23 protein-coding genes are annotated in these 19,799 nt (G+C 46.3%); 14 read left to right on the top strand and 9 right to left on the bottom strand.

Annotation, left to right across the window (positions count from 1 at the left end):
• Positions 1 to 9: 9 nt before the first annotated feature.
• A complete protein-coding gene (locus tag LY387_RS20930) occupies positions 10 to 921 on the bottom strand; it encodes a helix-turn-helix domain-containing protein (protein ID WP_234496158.1) in 912 nt (303 codons plus the stop codon).
• Positions 922 to 1,123: 202 nt separating this feature from the next.
• Here LY387_RS20930 and LY387_RS20925 point away from each other — a divergent pair, with 202 nt between their 5' ends.
• Both LY387_RS20925 and LY387_RS20920 read left to right on the top strand, forming a co-directional pair.
• Positions 1,124 to 2,092, top strand: a complete 969-nt coding sequence (locus tag LY387_RS20925; protein ID WP_234496157.1) for an alpha/beta hydrolase — start codon at positions 1,124 to 1,126, stop codon at positions 2,090 to 2,092.
• Between the two features lie 18 nt (positions 2,093 to 2,110).
• Positions 2,111 to 2,665, top strand: a complete 555-nt coding sequence (locus LY387_RS20920; protein ID WP_234496156.1) for a nuclear transport factor 2 family protein — start codon at positions 2,111 to 2,113, stop codon at positions 2,663 to 2,665.
• 65 nt (positions 2,666 to 2,730) lie between these two features.
• Here LY387_RS20920 and LY387_RS20915 read toward each other — a convergent pair whose 3' ends face one another.
• Positions 2,731 to 3,333 carry a class I SAM-dependent methyltransferase gene (locus tag LY387_RS20915; RefSeq protein WP_234497803.1) on the bottom strand — a complete coding sequence of 201 codons (603 nt, stop codon included), beginning with the start codon at positions 3,331 to 3,333 and terminating at the stop codon, positions 2,731 to 2,733.
• A 152-nt stretch (positions 3,334 to 3,485) separates the two neighbouring features.
• Between LY387_RS20915 and LY387_RS20910 the strand changes: the two genes are divergently transcribed.
• Positions 3,486 to 4,190, top strand: a complete 705-nt coding sequence (locus LY387_RS20910) for a pirin family protein (RefSeq protein WP_234496155.1) — start codon at positions 3,486 to 3,488, stop codon at positions 4,188 to 4,190.
• A gap of 281 nt (positions 4,191 to 4,471) precedes the next feature.
• Here LY387_RS20910 and LY387_RS20905 read toward each other — a convergent pair whose 3' ends face one another.
• The 5 genes from LY387_RS20905 to LY387_RS20890 all read right to left on the bottom strand — a co-directional run bounded on the left by LY387_RS20905 (position 4,472) and on the right by LY387_RS20890 (position 7,819).
• Positions 4,472 to 4,765: a hypothetical protein gene (locus LY387_RS20905; RefSeq protein ID WP_234496154.1), complete on the bottom strand. Its 294-nt coding sequence runs from the start codon at positions 4,763 to 4,765 to the stop codon at positions 4,472 to 4,474.
• Between the two features lie 73 nt (positions 4,766 to 4,838).
• Positions 4,839 to 5,303 carry an NAD(P)H-dependent oxidoreductase gene (locus tag LY387_RS20900; RefSeq protein ID WP_267967706.1) on the bottom strand — a complete coding sequence of 155 codons (465 nt, stop codon included), beginning with the start codon at positions 5,301 to 5,303 and terminating at the stop codon, positions 4,839 to 4,841.
• Positions 5,304 to 5,308: 5 nt separating this feature from the next.
• Positions 5,309 to 5,506, bottom strand: a complete 198-nt coding sequence (locus LY387_RS27200; RefSeq protein ID WP_267967705.1) for an NAD(P)H-dependent oxidoreductase — start codon at positions 5,504 to 5,506, stop codon at positions 5,309 to 5,311.
• Positions 5,506 to 6,453 carry an ankyrin repeat domain-containing protein gene (locus tag LY387_RS20895; RefSeq protein ID WP_234496153.1) on the bottom strand — a complete coding sequence of 316 codons (948 nt, stop codon included), beginning with the start codon at positions 6,451 to 6,453 and terminating at the stop codon, positions 5,506 to 5,508. The genes LY387_RS27200 and LY387_RS20895 overlap by 1 nt, the downstream gene beginning before the upstream one ends.
• 340 nt (positions 6,454 to 6,793) lie before the next feature.
• Positions 6,794 to 7,819 (bottom strand): arginine deiminase-related protein, encoded by a 1,026-nt coding sequence (locus LY387_RS20890; RefSeq protein WP_234496152.1) that lies wholly within the window; start codon positions 7,817 to 7,819, stop codon positions 6,794 to 6,796.
• Positions 7,820 to 8,286: 467 nt separating this feature from the next.
• Here LY387_RS20890 and LY387_RS20885 point away from each other — a divergent pair, with 467 nt between their 5' ends.
• The 6 genes from LY387_RS20885 to maiA all read left to right on the top strand — a co-directional run bounded on the left by LY387_RS20885 (position 8,287) and on the right by maiA (position 16,030).
• On the top strand, positions 8,287 to 10,140 hold the full coding sequence (locus LY387_RS20885; protein WP_234496151.1) for an ABC transporter ATP-binding protein: 1,854 nt from the start codon (positions 8,287 to 8,289) through the stop codon (positions 10,138 to 10,140).
• Between the two features lie 192 nt (positions 10,141 to 10,332).
• Positions 10,333 to 11,754 (top strand): anaerobic C4-dicarboxylate transporter, encoded by a 1,422-nt coding sequence (locus tag LY387_RS20880; RefSeq protein ID WP_234496150.1) that lies wholly within the window; start codon positions 10,333 to 10,335, stop codon positions 11,752 to 11,754.
• Between the two features lie 403 nt (positions 11,755 to 12,157).
• Positions 12,158 to 13,243, top strand: coding sequence for a 4-hydroxyphenylpyruvate dioxygenase (hppD, locus tag LY387_RS20875; RefSeq protein WP_234496149.1), 1,086 nt, complete (start codon positions 12,158 to 12,160; stop codon positions 13,241 to 13,243).
• Complete coding sequence (locus LY387_RS20870; protein ID WP_234497777.1) at positions 13,236 to 14,369, top strand: homogentisate 1,2-dioxygenase; 1,134 nt, start codon at positions 13,236 to 13,238, stop codon at positions 14,367 to 14,369. Before hppD ends, LY387_RS20870 begins: the two co-directional genes overlap by 8 nt.
• A gap of 1 nt (position 14,370) precedes the next feature.
• Positions 14,371 to 15,387: a fumarylacetoacetate hydrolase family protein gene (locus LY387_RS20865; protein WP_234497776.1), complete on the top strand. Its 1,017-nt coding sequence runs from the start codon at positions 14,371 to 14,373 to the stop codon at positions 15,385 to 15,387.
• Positions 15,332 to 16,030, top strand: a complete 699-nt coding sequence (gene maiA, locus LY387_RS20860; RefSeq protein ID WP_234497802.1) for a maleylacetoacetate isomerase — start codon at positions 15,332 to 15,334, stop codon at positions 16,028 to 16,030. The genes LY387_RS20865 and maiA overlap by 56 nt, the downstream gene beginning before the upstream one ends.
• A 42-nt stretch (positions 16,031 to 16,072) precedes the next feature.
• Here the strand turns inward: maiA and LY387_RS20855 are convergent, their stop codons facing one another.
• Positions 16,073 to 16,645 carry an acyl-CoA thioesterase gene (locus tag LY387_RS20855; RefSeq protein ID WP_234497775.1) on the bottom strand — a complete coding sequence of 191 codons (573 nt, stop codon included), beginning with the start codon at positions 16,643 to 16,645 and terminating at the stop codon, positions 16,073 to 16,075.
• A 283-nt stretch (positions 16,646 to 16,928) separates the two neighbouring features.
• Here LY387_RS20855 and LY387_RS20850 point away from each other — a divergent pair, with 283 nt between their 5' ends.
• Entirely contained in the window at positions 16,929 to 17,546 is a 618-nt protein-coding gene (locus LY387_RS20850; protein ID WP_052412601.1) for an HU family DNA-binding protein, read from the top strand.
• A gap of 89 nt (positions 17,547 to 17,635) precedes the next feature.
• Positions 17,636 to 18,028, top strand: coding sequence for a PPC domain-containing DNA-binding protein (locus tag LY387_RS20845; protein WP_042469672.1), 393 nt, complete (start codon positions 17,636 to 17,638; stop codon positions 18,026 to 18,028).
• A 16-nt stretch (positions 18,029 to 18,044) separates the two neighbouring features.
• On the opposite strand, the gene LY387_RS27280 is transcribed toward LY387_RS20845, so the two are convergent.
• On the bottom strand, positions 18,045 to 18,176 hold the full coding sequence (locus tag LY387_RS27280; protein ID WP_419153470.1) for a helix-turn-helix transcriptional regulator: 132 nt from the start codon (positions 18,174 to 18,176) through the stop codon (positions 18,045 to 18,047).
• Positions 18,177 to 18,502: 326 nt separating this feature from the next.
• Between LY387_RS27280 and LY387_RS20840 the strand changes: the two genes are divergently transcribed.
• From LY387_RS20840 to LY387_RS20830, 3 genes are all read left to right on the top strand, one after another.
• Entirely contained in the window at positions 18,503 to 19,303 is an 801-nt protein-coding gene (locus LY387_RS20840; protein ID WP_234497774.1) for an anaerobic sulfite reductase subunit AsrB, read from the top strand.
• Between the two features lies 1 nt (position 19,304).
• Positions 19,305 to 19,484, top strand: coding sequence for a hypothetical protein (locus tag LY387_RS20835; protein ID WP_234497773.1), 180 nt, complete (start codon positions 19,305 to 19,307; stop codon positions 19,482 to 19,484).
• 91 nt (positions 19,485 to 19,575) lie between these two features.
• Complete coding sequence (locus LY387_RS20830; protein WP_128648841.1) at positions 19,576 to 19,779, top strand: hypothetical protein; 204 nt, start codon at positions 19,576 to 19,578, stop codon at positions 19,777 to 19,779.
• Positions 19,780 to 19,799: the final 20 nt, after the last annotated feature.

Genomic DNA, 19,799 nt, shown 5'->3' with positions numbered 1-19,799 from the left:
GAGCTTGGCTCACTCAACGCTATGCTGCTTAACAAACTGTCCCGGTGTCACGCCAAAATGCGCTTTAAATGCCCGAGTTAAATGAGATTGATCGTTGAAGCCAAGCTCTTGCGCCGTAACGGCAATGTTTACGCTGCCAGCACTGAGCCTCTGCTTGGCTTGCTCAAGCCGTTGGCTCACTAGATATTGATAAGGGGTCACGCCAGCAAGCTTTTTAAACTCTCGCAGAAAGTAAAACTTACTGCAGCCCAAAAGATCCGCGAGATCGTCCACCGAGATGTTGCTACCGATATTTTCTGCGATATACGCATCAACACGATCCATTTGCCTTTGATCGAATTTAGACGCAGCTAGTTGACTGTTCTTAATATCAACATAGTTGGAGTAGTTTTGAATGTAGTGCGTCGCCAAAAGAGATATCAGATTATTGAGGTAAACAGGACCGTTACGCCCTTTGTTCTCACTCTCTAGCAAGAACAGTTCTATCACACCTTTAATGGACTCATCTAATACATTGTAATTATTGAGAAACTGAAGTGGTACACCCTCTAAGTTTAACGGACAAAGCTCAAGAAAGACGCTCTCTTCCACAGCAAGGATGACGAAATAGCAGGGCTCATCAATATTATGTGTAAACGGGTTTTTGGGAGGGTTGATCCAGATGTTACCAGGACTCGTTTTCAGAGATGCAATGCCCTCCTCTTTTTCGACCTCCCAAGTAAGGTCCTGCTCTAAAGCCAGCGCAAAATAGAAATAAGGCGTATGGACATTTTGCGGATAGAAATGCGGCGAACTGCCCTTTTCAATCACCACGCCGTTCCAACCCAAACCTTGATTAGAAAGTTCAATATCAAGCACTTGCCCACAATCAGACCGCGCGCCTGTTTCATGATCTATAAAGGTTAGTTGCGACTTCATCATTCATTCCATTAGTCTCCATATTATTTGAAACTAGCGCAATGTTGACCGTATCGTCAATGACCAAAAAGCCCGTTAACGGCACTGCAATAAAGTTCAAAAAGCCAAGCAGGAATGTTCAATCTCAAAACCCACTCCAGAGCTAATCTATACCCAAGTTAGCCAAACAGAGGCTAAGTCGAAAAGTCAGCAAGAGGGATACAAGATGATTAAGCCAGCGCTCATTTCAACAATCGGTCTATTCTCTATATCAGGGATGGCAAACGACCTTGACCAATCTAGCAATCCAGCACAATACGAGGACACAACTATGCAAGCGATTCAACTCGATACTAAAGTCGGTCAATTAGCAGCAAATCTTTACCTACCAGAAGGTGTAGAGAATCCGCCAGTTGTCGTCGTGACAGGAGCCTGGACAACCGTTAAAGAGCAGATGCCAGCAGTTTATGCCCAAGCACTAGCAGATCAAGGCTACGCAGCGGTAACGTTTGATTTTCGTGGATGGGGTCAATCGGGTGACACCGTCAAATACCTAGAAGACCCGACCCGTAAGACAGAAGACATTCGCGCCGTCATCGACGCAGTGGCGAACCTTCAACAAGTCGATGGCAGTCGAGTGGCGGGTCTGGGTATCTGCGCGTCTTCCGGTTACATGATGGATGCGACGGCAGGTAATGACAAAGTGGCCGCAGTCGCACTAGTCGCACCGTGGCTGCACGACAAACCAATGGCAACTGCCATTTACGGCGGTGAAGAGAGTGCCAATAATCTCCTTGCTGCTGCCCACCAAGCGGAGCAAAGTGAGACCCCAGTGTACATTGAAGCTGCAAGCCTAACGAACGAAGGCGCCCTGATGTATCAAGCACCTTACTACACAGAAACCGACCGTGGTCTTATTCCAGAATACGACAACCAATATAACGTGGCTTCTTGGGAAGGTTGGTTGAACTACGATGCTCAAGCAAGCGCAGCGACTCAAGATAAACCCGTCATCATGGTTGCCTCTGAAGCGATGGCGCTTCCTGCAGGTGCACATCAATATCTTGACCATGCTGGCAAAAACGTTGAAGCGGTCTGGCTAGAAGATGTCTCTCAGTTTGATTTCTACGACCAACCAGAAGCCGTTCAAGCCGCAGTTGCTGCGATGACCAAACATTTCAAAGCCAACCTGTAATTAAAGGGAGCTAAGAAAATGCGTATTCGTAACCTGTTTATCTTGTTAATTGGAGTAGTCTCAATGAACGTGCATGCTCAAACCCATGCTCTATCTAAGGATGAAGCGATCATTCGTAGCAATATTCAAAGCTTCTCAGCAATGGCTGACCAAGGTGCTTTTGAATACTTAGGTCGACTGTTTGCCCCGCAAGTGACCGTGGACTATACCTCACTGTTTGGAGGCCAAGCAGCGCCCGTTGACCGTACGAATTTAATGAAGCAATGGGCGGCATTCTTGCCTGGCTTTGATGCCACTTATCATGATCTTAGCAACCTAAGAGTGGATGTAAATGGCAGCTCTGCAAGCGCATCAGCAGATATTACTGCCAGCCACTGGCTTGGCGATGACGGCTTTTGGGCGGTATCGGGTAATTACGAGTTTACGCTTCAAAAAAGCGGCGATAACTGGGTGATTACCTCGGTAACACTCAATAGTCAAAGTGAGTCTGGAAGCCGAGACATTCTAGGTGAAGCACCTAAAAACGCAGAACAGAATCTCTCTACAGAGCAATCTGAGCTAGTAGAGCTATAAAAGGTAGGCTATTACCGCAAAGGCGCCCTTGAGGGCGCTTTTTTGTGGTGACAAACTCTCAAGTGTCAGAGACCTTTCTCCACAATCAGATAGGTGTGAAGCTCTGGGTGCTGATCAAACTCTAAGTGGCGAATGATACAGCCAAGATCCATAAACAGTTTCAAGAACCCATTTGTCCCCAGAGAAGAGTAGTAAACCTCGGGGCCCATAAAATCATCGGTATGCTCCCCTGCTTCTATGGTGCCGCCAAATGAGAAGATGAACACGCCACCAGCATTTAGGCTTTCCACGATTTTGGTTAGCACCGGAACTTGTTGTTCTAAAGGGATATGCCAAATGCTATCCCATGCCGTGATAAAGTCATACTTGGATGGCAGTTGTCCTTCACAAATATCTCGATGATGAAAGGTCACATCAGGGTGTCGCTCCCTAGCAAGCTCAACCATCTTAGTCGAGATATCCAGACCTTCCGGCTCAAACCCTTGTTGGCGAAGTAAATCGATAAATCTTCCGGTACAGCCACACCCAATATCCAACGCTCTGCCGTTTTCTTTAGCGAACCCTAGTGCACGTTTATGAGCTTGGATCCCGTTATTTTGATTGAAATCTTTGCTTTGCCACATATAGGTGATCGTATCGTACGCTTGACCTATCTGACGGGGTTTGATCATTGCTAACTGTCCTACTCGATAACTTGATTCACAGAGTCGATCTTCAAAATTGTTGACCGACCTATTCGAATTACTCCCGTTCATTGTTAATCACCGCGCGTCTACACTGAATTCCAACGCTACAAAGTTACAAGCAAGGGAGACTTATTATGATCACTGTCAGACACTCGCAAGACCGAGGCCGTGCAAACTTTGGCTGGCTGGATAGCAAACACACTTTTTCATTTGGGAGTTACTACGACGCTGATTATATGGGTTTCTCAGCGCTTCGTGTAATCAATGATGATATTGTGCAAGCTGGCGCAGGCTTTGATACTCATGGGCATCGCGATATGGAGATCATTAGCTATGTACTTGAGGGAACTATCGAGCACAAAGACAGCGAAGGTAATGTACAAAGTCTACCTGCTGGCGAGTTTCAACTGATGTCAGCGGGAAAAGGAATTTACCATAGCGAATACAATGGCTCAGCCACGGATGAGCTGAGGTTTTTGCAGATTTGGATTCAGCCAAATGAGTTCGGTAAAGAGCCTGGCTATCAACAGAAGAACTTCGGTCGCTCGTCGGGCATCATCACTGTCGCAACTCCAGATGGCAGAGATGGGACTTTACAGATAAAACAAGATGCTTCTTTACATCAATTAATTTTGGAACCTGGAGCTAAGTATCGTTACGAGATAGAGCAAGGTCGCAACTTGTATATACACCAAGTTGAGAGTTCGCTCATCATAGGGGAGGAAACTCTAATGTCAGGCGATGGTGCCAAAATAGAGAACGAGAGTAGCTTACTGCTGAAGAATTCCTCATCAGAAACGGCTATAGCTTTAATATTCGATTTACCGGAATCTGTCTAGCGCTCTAGCGATTCGGCTAAACTCATACTCCAAATCTCGGCCTATCGTTCGAATTTGATGGAAAATATCGAAGCCAAGAATATTTTCCATCTCTCTGGGATGTTGACTCGCGATCACCAGCCCAAGAACAAGGAATAGATACGTGACTAACCTACTCAATTGATATCCTTATCTTTTTTGAGGTTAAAAATTGCATTCACTATTGAATAGCAACTCAATAAGGTAGTCTAAAAAAACTTGAGCAAATGTCCAATCTATTTGAGAATAAAACCTGTTTCCGGTTAAACACAGAGCATGCTGCGAATGATATAGTGCGCCTCCGAGAGCATAGCCTCATCCCCAGAACATATGACATCGAGCGGTTTCTTACCTTCAAAGAAAACACTCTTCGATGGCTGCTTCAAAAAACTAATTTTGTGAGACGAGTCCGGATACAACATCTGAAGACACTCCTCAATTCCCGAAATGTGCTCCCACTGTGACTCTAGGTTGCCGCTATCGACAACGGTTTGTACCTGTTGAGGACTCGCTCCCCAAGATTGCAATATAGATATGGTGCGCTCTGTTATATTCATGTGCTGCTTACCTTTAAAACACTGGTCAATGCTCGGCGACGGCGGATGTCAGAAACACCGCCACGCTACATTATCAGTAATGACCAACATCAATTGGAGATTCATCAAAAATCGCCGCTAAGCGCTGTCCATAACGCTCCAACTCATCAGAACGCTCTTCTTGTGACATTCGAGCAGGACCAAATACCTTCTGCGGCTCCAATACTGAGAACCCTGTAAACTCAAACACGCCTCGGTGAATCGGTCGCAGAATCGCGTCGAGATCGCCATTCCAACCGTCTTTTACGTACAAGTCTTGAGGTCCGCCCATGGTCACACTGAGCGTGGCTTTTTTGCCTTTAAACACGCCATTTTCATAAAAGCGTCCGCCGCCATAAACGCGACCCATTGCAAACACTCGATCAACCCATCCTTTTAACATTGCGGGCATACCGAACCACCAGAGAGGGAACTGAAAGATCACTAAGTCACTCCACTCTAGCTTTTTGATCTCAGCTTCGATTTCTGAGGAGAAAGTCTCCGTCTCACTGGCGTGCATTTCCTCTAGTTGCTGTTTGAAGAACTCAGCGTCGTTAACATCGGAGAAATTATGTCGTCCGACACAGGATTAAAATTCATCTCGTGCAAATCAGAAGTTTTTACTTCGTGCCCTGCGGCCTCAAAGCTCTCAATGGCGCGTCGAAACATAGCACCGTTAAAGCTGTTTGGTTCCGGATGCCAATAGACAATAAGTACGTTCATTAGTTTTTCTCCAACAACTCGACGATATCTTGGTATTGGTATTCTCTCGCAAGCTCGAGCGGTGTTTTGCCATCAAAGCTCACTAACTCTGTATTTGCACCTGCTTCGATCAGTACTTTTGCAGCCTCTGTATGACCGTGCCAGATGGCGTCATGCAGCGGCGTATAGCCATTATTCGGGCCTTGCGCATTCAAGGTTTCTTTGAATCCAGGGTACTGTGCTAACAGTTTTATTACGTTGGTTCTGCCGTTATATGCCGCTTTATGAAGCGGGATTGCCTTCATGTAATGATCGGGGATCGTCTGATCACCACCGTGCTCCATTAGAATGTTCAAAGATTCCACCAAACCATCTCGAGCAGCAATCATTACCGCAGTGTGTTCGTCATTACCAGAAGCTGTAACCGCAGACGTCGTATTTAACGACGACCAGTCTTCAAGTGCATTTAGCTTTGCCGCTTTTTGCTCATCTGACAGCGCCGAATCTGTCACAATTTGATAGGCACTCAGTGAAGATTCGTGCTGTAAACGACGTGCGTTGTAGTCAACAAAGATCTGCTTAAGTTGGTTAGCTTGTTGCATGCCAAACTTGTCTTCCTCGCTTGCGCCGAACTCGGTCAAATCGGCGGCTTTTAGCCCGAACGTTGAAATGATTTCAGTATTAATTAAAGGCTGAGCAAGTAGCGCTGTTACCACCTCTGGCTTACGATGCCAAACCGCCACCATCAGAGGTGTCACACCATGTTTTGGCGTTTGTAAGTTGATAAACGCACCGGCATCAATCAACGCCAACGCCCACTTTGCCGACGACTGCTGCGACGCAATGTGAAGCGGTGAGTTACCCATTTCACTATCCAACTGATTCACGTCAGCACCTTGTTCAATCAGCGCAATAAAGGTGTCGTAGTCACCAGAAATAATCGATTGATGGAGTTTCGGTAAGTTCATCTCAGCCTCACTTAGGATGTGTCGTTTTGATGGAGTTAGTATCGACCATTCCTTCGTTAACTTGTAGCACTCAATTAATCACCATTAAGATAACTATTAGTTAATGAGATGACGTATAACTCTATTGCTCACCTTCATTCTAGTTGCTAAAACAACAGTTTCACTATGACGACACGAGTACTTGAAGTCTAAGCTACAGCGATAGACCAAATTAAAGTTAGGCGAAAAGAGTAATGGAGTTTTGTGTACGAACGTCAGAACGCTCGTTTGATTATCTGGTTCAGAATAGTGAAGAGAAGGGATAACAATCAGCCCATAGAATGGGCTGATTAGGGGGCATCTATAACGCTTGGGAGCGAGTCGGCAAGAAGACTTCACCCAACATACATCGAACGCTTCCACCACCAATACTTTCTATGGTAGATACGTCAAATGGCAGTAATTTCCCGTGAGTGGCGAGCTGCTGTTTTTGAGCAGGAGTAAAGGCGTTAAAGGCTGATTGCGACATGGCAATCACCTTATCACCATTCACTGTCTCCAATTGCAGGATGTTGCCACAGAATTGGTTTACTTGTTCCAGGCTTATATCAATAACCTGTTTACTGTTCGCAAGTGACTTAACCACAAAACGTCTCTCGTATTCAGGGATGACCTCTGAACATATCACCGCAAAGTACTCTCCGATCGCCATCATCACGTTGGTGTGATAAATCGGTTGTCCTGATGGTAGCGCAGTCTGGAAGGAAACCACTCGATGGTAACTAATGCGTTTAGCGTAATCCTCAAGGGCTTCACGCTCACAGCGCTGAGATAGCGCCGCATAGATGGTTTTGTTGATGTGGTCTTTCACCATAACGCCTGTGCTTTCGAGAAACGCGCCTTGGTCAATGTACCCAAGCAGATTATCTGTCGAAACCACCTGCCTACCCGCAGCGTTTAAGCTGCTTATCAGTGCATCAGGTCTCACCTCTCGCTGGCGATTCTCACAGGCCATTGGGAAGGTAAAGAATGCACCATCATGGGTCGTGCTAAACCAGTTATTCGGAAACACAGCATCCGGCGTTTCTTTGGCTTCAGACGGGTAGTCAAACTCTACTACTTGCACGCCTTCTTTACGAAGCCCTTCAACCATAGCGTTGAACTCAGACATCGCTTTTTGCTTCACTGAGCTCGCATCAAGGTCAACTTGATGCTGAAATTCATTGTCCGCGGCGGTCTCTGCGTTAAAACCAAACTCTTTCGGCGGTACCATAACCACACAATTGGCGTTTTGAACCGACTTCCCTACTCGGACTACTTTGCTTTGGTTGATTTCGTCTTGGTCGACAAAACTGAGATCGCTGCGTGCTGTCATTCCGTGATTCATAGAACATCCACTTAACTAGAAATGTTTTCAACAATCCTTAAATTGTAAATAACGTGTTAAATATTAATTTACTGAATACTGAATTGAATCACAGAGTAAACAAGAATGTTTACTGCAAGATGACAGAAAAACCGCAAATATTCCTGCACAAAAGTCAGGCATAAATGAAAAATATGCACCAAATTGTGGATTATTATTCCGAGCGACCACGAAAATAGAGTGTTTATCTGTGGCAGTTATTGAGAGAGATGGTTAAAAGCTATACACTTGTCATCATCTGATTCGTCAGATCTCTTTCATGTGTTCTAACCTGCGAAACGGAACATTCGCTATGTAAAATCAAAACAATAACGCTCTTACTATTTACTCTAATCCCATGACTTCAAAAGCGGATTGGAGGTTTTCTTGTCTCTTCTTGAAAGTGCCCCTTTAAAACTGAGGTACTTTACAACGTTACTAGGTGAATCATGTTTAAACGCTTTGAAAAATTTACCGAAGCTTTTCCAAAGCAAGATCCTGAGAAGCCGCCAGAGGGCATACTCGCCTTCTGTCGTTACTACACTCGGGGCTTTGAAAAGCCCATTATTCTAATGTCACTGTTCTCGACCGTCATTGCGATCGCAGAGGTGATGCTGTTTGGCTTTATGGGTCAAATAGTCGATTGGTTGACAGCGAGCGACCCTCAAACCTTCTTGTCTGAAAACGGACACACCCTGTTTTGGGTCGGCTTTTGTGTGCTTGTGGTACTGCCTACCATTCTATTAATCGCCTCCTTGTTGGTGCACCAGACTCTGCTTGGCAACTACCCAATGGCGATCCGTTGGCAGGCGCACCGTTACCTGCTTAAGCAAAGTCTCTCCTTCTATCAAGATGACTTCGCAGGACGAATTGCAACTAAGGTGATGCAAACCGCACTCGCCGTTCGTGAAACCGTGATGAAAACGGCTGACGTATTTGTTTATGTGTCGGTCTACTTCACATCGATCTTAGTGATGCTGGCTGCAGCGGATTGGCGACTCATGATGCCGATGCTGGTTTGGCTTTGTGCCTACATCGGCATCCAGATCTACTTTGTGCCTAAACTGAAAAAGGTCGCGACGGAGCAAGCGGATGCCCGCTCAACCATGACAGGACGCATCGTCGATAGCTATACCAATATCTCTACTGTCAAACTCTTCTCGCACACCGATCGTGAGACAGAGTATGCCGAGAAAGGTATGAAGGGATTCTTGGATACGGTCTATCGTCAAATGCGCTTGGTGACAGGTTTTGATGTCGCTGTTGAGTTTACCAACTATGTATTGCTGTTTACGGTTACCTCTATCTCTATCTATCTTTGGATGGATGACGCTATCTCAGTCGGTGCGATCGCGATTGCGATTGGTTTGGCGTTACGTATCAATGGTATGTCGATGTGGATCATGTGGGAAGTCGGTGCCCTGTTTGAAAACATGGGTACGGTTGTGGACGGCATGAAAACGCTCTCGAAGCCCATTGATATTAAAGATGAAAAGGACGCGAAGCCTATCGTTGTTGACCAAGGTGGTATCGACTTTGATGACGTGAGTTTCCACTATGGTGAAAACAAAGGGGTAATCAGTAATCTTAATCTGAACATCAAGCCGGGTGAGAAAGTTGGCTTGGTTGGGCGTTCGGGTGCGGGTAAGTCAACGCTTGTGAACCTGCTTCTGCGTTTCCACGATGTAGAAGGGGGCAATATTCGCATTGATGGGCAGTCAATCTCAAAAGTGACTCAAGACTCGCTGCGAAGCAAGATTGGTATGGTGACACAAGATACGTCACTGCTGCACCGCTCTATTCGCGACAACATCTTATATGGTAAACCAGATGCGAGCGAAGAAGAGCTGCTTGCGGCAACCAAACAAGCGCACGCGCATGAGTTTATCGAAACGCTTACCGACCCGTTTGGCAACGAAGGTTATGACGCTCAGGTTGGTGAACGAGGCGTCAAGCTTTCCGGAGGTCAGCGCCAGCGTATAGCGATTTCACGAGTGCTACTCAAGAATGCGCCGATACTGATTTTGGATGAAGCCACCTCAGCGCTCGACTCCGAGGTAGAAGCCGCTATTCAAGAGAGTCTTAACGAGCTCATGGAAGGCAAAACGGTCATCGCTATCGCTCACCGCCTGTCGACCATCGCTGCGATGGACCGCCTTATCGTACTTGATAAAGGCGAAGTCATCGAGCAAGGTAGCCACAAAGAACTGGTGGAACTAGGTGGGGTGTATGCCCAACTTTGGGCACACCAGACCGGCGGCTTTATTGGCGCTGAAGACAAAGACGATAGCAACGTCGCGTAGACAGAAAAGCGGAGCTACATGGCTCCTCTTTTTTATTTCATTTCAATCACATATATGACAATCCAGCAACAATGTGACCTTGTGTAGAAATTTGCACACTCGTTTAAATATGGGCGATTTTCCGTATCTAGATCAGTATTTGATACTGCATACGGGCGCATGATAACTCTGTCGCTATTAAAAGGAGTTGTTATGTTTTATGTTCACATGCTGCTGCTTCTGGCAGTCATTTTTGTAGGTATACGCTACGGCGGTATCGCCTTCGGTTTATTGGGCGGTCTCGGCGTTTCTATTCTTAGTTTCTTCTTTGGTATTGCTCCCGGGACGCCACCTATTGGCGTTATGCTCATTATTCTTGCGGTTGTTGCAGCTTCCGCAACGCTTGAAGCAACAGGCGGTCTAAAACTACTCGTTCAATACGCTGAAAAATTGCTTCGTAAGCACCCATCTAAAGTGGTTTTCCTTGGTCCTCTTTGTACCTATTCACTGACTGTGATGGTCGGTACAGGTCACTCGGTATATCCACTGCTTCCCGTTATTTACGATGTAAGTATCAAGCGCGGTATTCGCCCTGAACGCCCTATGGCGATTGCAACGGTTGCCTCGCAAATGGGGATCACTGCAAGCCCTATTGCAGCGGCAGCAGCCGTGGTCATGGCAACAGCAGCGACAAACAACCTTGATATCACCTTGGGCCAAGTGTTAATGGTGACCATTCCTGCCACCCTTACAGGCGTCTTAATTGCGGCAACTTGGAGCTTGAAGCGCGGTAAAGAGCTGAACGATGATCCTGAGTTTCTTGAGCGTATGAAAGATCCTCAGTTTAAAGCGCAGCTTATCGATACCAGCGAAGCGAGTACTGGTGAAGCTGGAATGAAGGAAAACCAGACAGCAAAACGCGGTCTTACTGTTTTCTTACTGGGTATTCTGACCGTTATCTGTGTGGCGATGTTTGGTAAAGATCTTGGCTTATTACCAGACGGTGTGAGCACATCTACCGCCCTACAATTCTTAATGCTGTCGGTCGGTGCGATTATTTTGCTCACTACCAACGTTGACCCTAAAAAAATCGTCAACACCAACGTGTTCATTGCCGGTATGAGCGCGGTCATCATCATCTTTGGCATCGCTTGGATGAGTGACACCATCATCGCTTACAACAAGCCTTACATCATCAGTTTGGTTGAGGACGTAGTAAAGTCACACCCATGGACCTTCGCGATCGCTATGTACGTGTCGTCCGTCTTCCTTAAAAGCCAAGCGGCGGTACTGACCATCATGCTACCTCTTGGATTCGCGTTAGGCATCCCAGCAGAAGTCTTAATTGGCGTTCTCCCTGCTTGTTACGCTTACTACTTCTTCCCATTCTACCCATCGGACCTTGCTGCCATTACCTTTGACCGCTCTGGTACCACTAAGATTGGTAAATATATCCTTAACCATAGCTTCCTGATCCCTGGTTTCATTGGCGTGATTACCGCAACAGCTATTGGTTATGCGATATCGACAGGCGTGCTTCCTATCTGGTTATGGGCAATCGCCGTTGCAGGTCTTGCATTTGCTGTAAACAGCTACATGAATCGCTTGAGCAGTGAGACGCTAAAACTGGCGTAAAAGTGCAACCAAAAACGTGATAACAAGTGGAGTCGGACAAACGACTCCACTTTTTTTTATTCTTAATGCTCCCCGTTTCAGAGAAACTAGTGCACAGCTAATTGGGTGTACAATAAGGTTTACTTCTTTAACATTTCATTTACACCAGCATCCTGCAATTCTTTCACGCGCCAACACTTTGCTTTCTTTTCATTTCAACAAGTTAATTGGCTGATGTTCTCAACATTAGCCGTGACATTTGCTTTGTAGCAAATTTGTTACAGAAACAACCCTCTGACTGCATTTTTGTCTAACGCTTTGACCCTATTCCCTTTTCCCTCAACTTTGCTCAAATTTAAGTCATGTCCCCTACAACAAGGTCTTCCAACGAAGGAGACCGTCTTATTATCAAAAGGAAATGACCATGACTATCAACTTCAACCCTCTTGGAACCGATGGCTTTGAATTCGTTGAGTACACTGCAGCAACGGATGACGGTATTAACGATCTGAAACGTCTGTTCGACTCGCTGGGGTTTGCCGAAATTGCCAAGCATCGTTCAAAAGAAGCCTGGCTCTATCGTCAAGGCGATATCAACTTCATTGTTAATGCTCAGCCTCACAGCCAAGCTGAGGAGTTCGCGCGTATTCATGGTCCTTCGGTTTGTGGCATGGCTTTTCGAGTTGAGGACGCAGCGAAAGCGATGGCGCATGCGTTAGAAAATGGTGGTGAGCAATATGTCACCGAGATTGGTCCTATGGAGTTGAGCATTCCTGCGATTTACGGCATTGGTGAGAGCCTGCTTTACTTTGTTGACCGCTATGGAAGCAGCAGCATCTATGATGTGGATTTTAAGTTCTACCCAGATGCACAAAAACGCCTAGCTGAGCAAGATGTTGGGCTCTATGAATTGGACCACCTTACTCACAACGTAAAACAAGGCAACATGGATGTTTGGTCGGGCTTCTACGAACGCATTGGTAACTTTCGAGAAATTCGCTACTTCGACATCGAAGGTAAACTCACGGGACTTGTTAGCCGCGCAATGACGGCTCCTTGTGGCAAAATCCGCATTCCTATTAACGAATCTTCAGACGACAAGTCGCAGATCGAAGAGTTCATCCGAGAGTACAACGGCGAAGGCATTCAGCACATTGCGTTAACCACAGATGATATCTATCAGACTGTACAAACACTGCGTGATCGCGGCATGGACTTTATGCCGACGCCTGATACCTACTATGAAAAAGTCGACGCTCGAGTCAAAGGTCATGGCGAGGATGTAAGCCGTCTGCAAGATCTGCGTATTCTTATCGATGGCGCACCAATGAAGGATGGCATCTTATTGCAGATCTTTACTCAAACCGTGATTGGTCCGGTGTTCTTCGAAATCATTCAGCGAAAAGGTAACGAGGGGTTTGGGGAAGGTAACTTTAAAGCGCTATTCGAATCGATAGAAGAAGACCAGATCCGCCGCGGCGTATTAAACGAGGTGACCGACGATGCGTAAATGGCCAACGTTCCCTCATCGCGAGGGGACTTATTCGAAGCAGGCTCATGCGGATTTCCCTGAAGAGGCGATCTATGAGCGTGAAGCTGGTCGCGAGGGCTTCTTTGGACCAGCTAGCCACTTTCACCACCAGCATGCACCAACGGGCTGGTCTGAATGGGAAGGTGAGCTCAAGCCACGTGCCTTTAATCTCAATCACATTGAATCCGCGCATCAACAAATACCGTGGACAGCGCCAACCGTGCTTGAGAATCGCGAATGTAAGGTTCGCATTTGGAAGGTCGCTGAAAACATGCCAGGTCTTGTTCGCAACGGTGATGGCGATGAGCTTCTGTTCATACACCAAGGAAACGCCGACCTTTACTGCGATTATGGGCACCTCTCGGTAGAGGAAGGGGATTATGTCTTGATTCCTCGATCGACAAATTGGCGCCTAGAGCCCAAAGCACCGATGTTTGTCTTAATGATAGAAAATACCGGCGCCGCTTATGCATTGCCAGAAAAAGGCATCGTCGGTCAACACGCGGTTTTTGACCCCGCGGTACTCGAAGCACCTTCGATCAATGATGAGTTCAAAGCGCAATATAGCGAGGAGCAAACCAAGGTTTTCCTCAAGCGTGCAAACAGGATGAATACCATCACCTATCCATTCAATCCTCTTGATGCGGTAGGTTGGCACGGTGACCTTTCAGTGCTCAAGTTAAATTGGCGCGACATCAGACCGTTAATGTCTCACCGCTATCACCTACCACCTTCAGCACATACCACCTTTGTGGGTAACGGGTTTGTAGTATGCACCTTTGTACCAAGGCCGATAGAGAGCGATCCGGGTGCACTTAAGGTGCCGTTCTATCACAACAATGATGATTACGACGAGGTATTGTTTTACCACGCAGGCGATTTTTTCAGTCGCGACAACATCGAAGCAGGCATGATGACGTTTCATCCCGCGGGTTTTACTCACGGACCACACCCAAAAGCGTTCCAAGCTGGGCTTGAAGCGAAGAAGACCTTCACAGATGAAGTCGCCGTGATGATCGATACCCGTAACGCGTTGGAGCACACCTCCGCTGCCGCTGACGTTGAGAACAGCGAGTACGTCTACAGCTGGAAAGTAGGGAAATAATATGAAATTAGCCACACTCAAAAACAACACACGTGACGGTCAGCTTGTGGTCGTCAGCCGTGATTTAAGCCAATGCATTGCGGTACCCGATATTGCCCCGACTTTGCAAAATGCACTCGATAATTGGCAACAAGCGAAGCCCCTTCTGGAGGAAGTCTATATCGGTCTAAACCAAGGCATTTTGCTGCAAGCACTTCCCTTTGAGCAAACTCAATGTGAGTCACCGTTGCCCCGTGCCTACCAGTGGGCAGATGGCTCCGCGTACGTAAACCATGTAGAGCTGGTTCGAAAAGCACGCGGGGCTGAAATGCCTGAGAGCTTCTGGACTGACCCGCTCATGTATCAAGGTGGATCCGACGCATTTTTGGCACCACGTGACCCTATTATCATGGAAAGTGAAGAGTGGGGAATCGATTTTGAGGGTGAAGTTGCCGTGGTAACTGGCGATGTGTCCATGGGAAGCAAAGCAGAAGAGGTTCAAGATTCCATTCGCTTACTCATGCTCGTTAACGACGTTTCCTTGCGAGGTCTAATTCCAGCAGAGCTGGGCAAAGGCTTTGGCTTCTTCCAATCTAAGCCGTCGTCAGCATTCTCTCCTGTTGCCATCACACCGGATGAACTTGGCAATGCTTGGCATGAGTCCAAAGTACATCTGCCATTGGTTTCTGACTACAACCGCGAGCCTTTTGGTCACCCTAACGCAGGGGTGGATATGACCTTTAACTTTGCAGAATTAGTCGCGCACGCGGCGAAAACAAGGCCTCTGTCGGCCGGCACAATAGTAGGGTCGGGCACCGTTTCCAATAAACAAGGAACCGAGTATGGCACCTCAATCGAAGAAGGTGGCGTCGGTTATTCGTGTATTGCAGAACGCAGGATGATTGAAACCATTCGCGATGGTCAACCCACCACAGCATTTATGCGCTTCGGGGATACCATCAAGATAGAGATGTTCGATGACAATGGCGACTCGATATTTGGCGCCATTGAGCAAACCGTGGAATCGTACCGAGGGTAGCTATTTGATTCTCTATGATTACTGGCGCTCCTCTGCTGCTTATCGAGTCAGGATTGCGCTTAACCTTAAAAACATCGCCTATCAATCAGTGCCAGTAAACTTAATTAAAGATGGGGGCGAGCAGCATCTGCCTCCCTTTCATCAACTGAACCCAAATGAACTGGTGCCTGTACTGATTGATGGAGACGTTGAGCTCAACCAATCTCTCACCATCATAGATTATCTGGATGCCCACTATCCAGAGCCTAGGCTGGTGCCACGCGATGAACGACGTCGATACCAAGTGACTGCACTGGCACAAGATATTGCCATCGACATTCATCCAATCAACAATCTACGAGTGATTCAGCATCTCAGTAAGACGTTCGGAATTGATGATGACGGTAAGCAAGATTGGATGCGACACTGGATCAATAAAGGCTTTAACGCGCTCGAGCAAAAGCTGACTGTGACGTCCGGTAGGTATTGTGTAGGTGATGAGGTGAGCTTGGCAGATGTCTGTTTAGTTCCGCAAGTCTATAACGCTAGGCGCTTTGGCTTAGATATGTCTTCGTACCCACACATTGTGAAAATCGTGAGCCACTTACAACAGTTGGATGCCTTCGAGCAGGCTCAACCAGAGCGGCAGCCCGATGCAACTTAATGCCGCAAAACGTATAAGGGCTGAAGACTCAGCCCTTATTGCTTACTGTTCACTTACTTGAAGCTGGCTTTGCTGGGTAACATCAAGCGAGGTTGGCGGCCAAGGTCTGTGTAGCTCAGAATCAATCCACTCTTGAACCCACATAGGTATATCCGTGCTCATCTCCTCCTCACCAGCCGCCTCAATCACTTTTGATGGAGGCACAATACCTTCTTTGGAGGTCACGCCCGCTCGAATCAATACAGACGAGCACGGCGCACCTTTCACCCACATAGATTGCTCTAGATAGAACCATTTATCGTCGGTCGCGACGCACTGTGTTTTCATCGTTATTTTGTCGAACATTCGGACTCGCTTGCGGTAACGTACCGAACTCCCCGCCACAACTAAGCCCCAGCGCTGCTGCTTCAATGTTTTCATCAATCCGCATTTTACCGATAGTGCCGTGCGGCCGAGGTCATAAAGCGTCAGGATGCGACCATTATTCATCTCCATGAACATATCTATATCCCATGGATGACATCGGAACTCTATTTCGTCTTGTTGTGTATACGTGATTGCTGGCTTCTTATTAGATTGAAGAATCGTTTTGGCCAGTCTAAAAAAAGGGTACATGTTTATACTCATCTTTGAATGCTGATCTGTAACCATAGACCGGGTTTGGAATTTTTACTCTAATACGAGTAATTTTTGTGACCTGGCATTCAAACCGAACCGTCTCAACGTGCCCTTGAGAAACTAGACCTCAATAAGCAGTTAGAGAAAAAACTCTCGCCGTCGCTCCTCCTAATGAGAAAATACGCTCCTAGTCGCTTACCCCGTAAGTCGTAACATGTTGTTAGCCGTTAATCGATTGAATCAAATGTCGACGCTATTGCGTCGCAGACAGGAGAACCACATGACAACCATTACTAAAAATATGATCATTCATCGTATTCATGATTCTTACAACGCAATTAGCTCATTGCCTTATGCATCCTATGAAAACTGCTCCAGCGTGTTTAACGAATATATGGATTTCCTTATTCGCTCTTTATGTAACTGGAAAGCCGTACAATTTAAGGGATATGGCAAACTGGTCCCGAGATTCAAGAAAGGGGGGCGCCCGGTTCGAAATCCAAAAACGGGAGAAGCATTAGTCATGCAAGATACTTATACCGTGCGACTTGGCTCTAAGGCGAATAATAGCGACGGTGAACTTGAAAGGATTGTCACTAGCAAGCAGAAATCTCATGTCGCGTTTATCGTCGGAGTCGTACGTAAAGCGGACACTATCAACGCGGAGGTAATGGGAGATATCGTCGTTAACGAGTTCATTAGTGCTCTTAATGAGAGCGCAAACACTGACCATCGAATAGAGCTTCGCGGTTTTGGGGTGTTTTCATCTAAACAGGTTGAACAAACGTTCTCTAGAAACCCAAAGACAGGAGAAAAAGTCCTGACCCCTGCAAGAAGACAAAACCATTTTAAAGTCAGCAAAACACTGAGAAAGCGTCTCAAAGAGGCAAGAAGATAGCTGAAGGTAGTTTTAGATAAAAATCCATTACTGTTACTGCATACCTAAAACCCTTAGACTATCCCCTGTTGCAAAACAGAGGAAAGCACATGCCAATCGTCCCAGTAGCAGTAAGACTTGAGCGCGGCACCGATCTAAAACTCGCGATTGCTAACTTAGTAAAGCAAACCAATATTCAAGCTGGCTCAATCGCATCTTGTGTCGGCTGTTTATCTGAGCTTCATATACGCCTAGCGAGTGCGCAGGATACGCTTAACATCGTAGAGCCTTTCGAAATCGTCTCCATCATGGGCACACTCACGTCAACGCATCAACATGTCCATATCTCGGTAGCTAATCGTTCGGGAGAAGTACTTGGGGGTCATTTGTTGGAAGGCTGTATTATAGATACGACAGCAGAGCTAATCGTTCACGACTACCGGGGACAGGTGTTTCGCCGTGAACATGATGAAAATACGGGCTATAGCGAGCTGATCATTTAGACTTTCGCGGAAAGGGTTAAGGGAAATACCACGCAATAGGCTGGTGCGTGATATGGGCTATTTGGGCAATAACCGTCGCCCTTGGGTCCGACTCTCCCTGCTCAATGGAAATATACGTCCTTCGGGTAACACCTATTCTTTCAGCCATTTGCTTCTGGGTTAACCCTCGTGCCTTTCTGGATTTTCGTATTCGTTCACCAATAAACTTTTTCATCTTTGGCACTCTTCTTGTCTATATTCTTGTAACAAAAGCAATGTCTAAACGTAGACACCAAACAAAATACTACTCGTTTCTTTAACTCAGTTTTTACACGTATTTTCTCTTCATCGAGAGAGTTTCTTCTCATCTAAATAAAATCAATAACATAGTCATAATCTGTTCAACGCTCACTAACCAAAGTTTAATTTAAGTTAATTTTTTACCCTCGCACCTTAAATTACCATGATAAAACTACAGCGACTTGGAAAGGCAAAATGAGTAGTTGCAATACCGCAATAAAAATCACTCCTTATGAGATTATTGATGTGACCAAACATACGGATCTTGAATGGAGTTTTCGGGTACGTTCTGACATGGCAATTCAATATGGTCAATATATCGACCTGGTCTTACCTATGTACGGAGAGGTGCCAATCGCTATCTCAGATTTCGGCAATGGCTATCTTGAGATTATGGGGTCTAAGCATGGCTGTACGATGGAAGCATTATTCGAGAAAAAGATAGGCGATCAGGTTTGGCTTCGAAAGCCAAAGGGATCAGGTTACCCGCTATCGAAGTTCAACGACAAACACTTGGTTGTCATCGCACAGGGGACTGGGGTTGGCGCGGTAAAAGGGCTTATTAGCCACTATTGTCGAGAACCATACCTCTTAAAACACATGGACATCATACTCGGCTTTCACAACGACAAAGAGGCGCTGTTCAAAGACGAAATGCGTGCTTGGAACAATTGCGTCAATCTTATCGCGACCACAGATATCCCTTCGGAAGACGAGTTTTTTGAGTCGGGGTTGGTAACCGAATATCTAGATACCGTCGATATTCGGGAAAAGAAGGATCTCCGTGTCGTCATCGTTGGTTCTCCTGTGGTGATTCGCTCGGTCGGTCAAATCTTCACTGAGCTTGGTCTTACGAAACAGCAAATCTGGGTTTGCTATGAGAGACGAGTGTCATCGGGTAACTGTCAGTGTGAACATTGCCGAGTGACTCGCCCATTCTGCTGCCAATATGGTCCTGTATTTCGATACGACAAAGCGTTAACTATGGAGCGTTAATATGACGGATAAACAGTTTCAAGATCGAATCAACACCCTTTTCTTTTGCTGTAAAGAACGCGGGGAGCAAGTAAGTATCCGAGACCTAAGCAATATCATCGCTGACTATATTGGCGAGCAAGACAACTGGGAAGAGCTGCTTGCTATTTTCAAGGCTCATTGGGCTCGCCCTATCGTTTAGAATATCTGAACTTGCGTTCGCTTAAAGGTGATTTATCTGAACAAAATAACTCGTTAACATTGATGACATAAGATTGATTGGTGGAGGCTGTATGCATAGAGAACTAGAACGTTACTGCGATGAACTCGATCTTCGACTCACCGAAAAGCAAGCTCGGGATCTGGGCTTCGATTATCACGATGAATTGGATCATCACGTCGAGAGACGCCTAATACGCAGAAGTATTATTCGACTGAGCATCCTACTCACTAGCTTTATCGCGCTGGTTTCAGCCGTTCTTTTTATAGTGTTGTAGATACTCTACCAATGACAAAT

The organism is Vibrio maritimus, assembly GCF_021441885.1.
Lineage (GTDB): Bacteria > Pseudomonadota > Gammaproteobacteria > Enterobacterales > Vibrionaceae > Vibrio > Vibrio maritimus_B.
Note: the sequence above shows the minus strand (reverse complement) of the source record. Positions and strands in the feature narration are given on the sequence as shown.

Coding starts and splice junctions, on each gene's coding strand:
- LY387_RS20930 (WP_234496158.1), bottom strand. CDS start 921: ATGATGAAGTCGCAACTAACCTTTATAGATCATGAAACAGGCGCGCGG.
- LY387_RS20925 (WP_234496157.1), top strand. CDS start 1,124: ATGATTAAGCCAGCGCTCATTTCAACAATCGGTCTATTCTCTATATCA.
- LY387_RS20920 (WP_234496156.1), top strand. CDS start 2,111: ATGCGTATTCGTAACCTGTTTATCTTGTTAATTGGAGTAGTCTCAATG.
- LY387_RS20910 (WP_234496155.1), top strand. CDS start 3,486: ATGATCACTGTCAGACACTCGCAAGACCGAGGCCGTGCAAACTTTGGC.
- LY387_RS20905 (WP_234496154.1), bottom strand. CDS start 4,765: ATGAATATAACAGAGCGCACCATATCTATATTGCAATCTTGGGGAGCG.
- LY387_RS20900 (WP_267967706.1), bottom strand. CDS start 5,303: ATGCACGCCAGTGAGACGGAGACTTTCTCCTCAGAAATCGAAGCTGAG.
- LY387_RS27200 (WP_267967705.1), bottom strand. CDS start 5,506: ATGAACGTACTTATTGTCTATTGGCATCCGGAACCAAACAGCTTTAAC.
- LY387_RS20895 (WP_234496153.1), bottom strand. CDS start 6,453: ATGAACTTACCGAAACTCCATCAATCGATTATTTCTGGTGACTACGAC.
- LY387_RS20890 (WP_234496152.1), bottom strand. CDS start 7,819: ATGAATCACGGAATGACAGCACGCAGCGATCTCAGTTTTGTCGACCAA.
- LY387_RS20885 (WP_234496151.1), top strand. CDS start 8,287: ATGTTTAAACGCTTTGAAAAATTTACCGAAGCTTTTCCAAAGCAAGAT.
- LY387_RS20880 (WP_234496150.1), top strand. CDS start 10,333: ATGTTTTATGTTCACATGCTGCTGCTTCTGGCAGTCATTTTTGTAGGT.
- hppD (WP_234496149.1), top strand. CDS start 12,158: ATGACTATCAACTTCAACCCTCTTGGAACCGATGGCTTTGAATTCGTT.
- LY387_RS20870 (WP_234497777.1), top strand. CDS start 13,236: ATGCGTAAATGGCCAACGTTCCCTCATCGCGAGGGGACTTATTCGAAG.
- LY387_RS20865 (WP_234497776.1), top strand. CDS start 14,371: ATGAAATTAGCCACACTCAAAAACAACACACGTGACGGTCAGCTTGTG.
- maiA (WP_234497802.1), top strand. CDS start 15,332: ATGGCGACTCGATATTTGGCGCCATTGAGCAAACCGTGGAATCGTACC.
- LY387_RS20855 (WP_234497775.1), bottom strand. CDS start 16,645: ATGTACCCTTTTTTTAGACTGGCCAAAACGATTCTTCAATCTAATAAG.
- LY387_RS20850 (WP_052412601.1), top strand. CDS start 16,929: ATGACAACCATTACTAAAAATATGATCATTCATCGTATTCATGATTCT.
- LY387_RS20845 (WP_042469672.1), top strand. CDS start 17,636: ATGCCAATCGTCCCAGTAGCAGTAAGACTTGAGCGCGGCACCGATCTA.
- LY387_RS27280 (WP_419153470.1), bottom strand. CDS start 18,176: ATGGCTGAAAGAATAGGTGTTACCCGAAGGACGTATATTTCCATTGAG.
- LY387_RS20840 (WP_234497774.1), top strand. CDS start 18,503: ATGAGTAGTTGCAATACCGCAATAAAAATCACTCCTTATGAGATTATT.
- LY387_RS20835 (WP_234497773.1), top strand. CDS start 19,305: ATGACGGATAAACAGTTTCAAGATCGAATCAACACCCTTTTCTTTTGC.
- LY387_RS20830 (WP_128648841.1), top strand. CDS start 19,576: ATGCATAGAGAACTAGAACGTTACTGCGATGAACTCGATCTTCGACTC.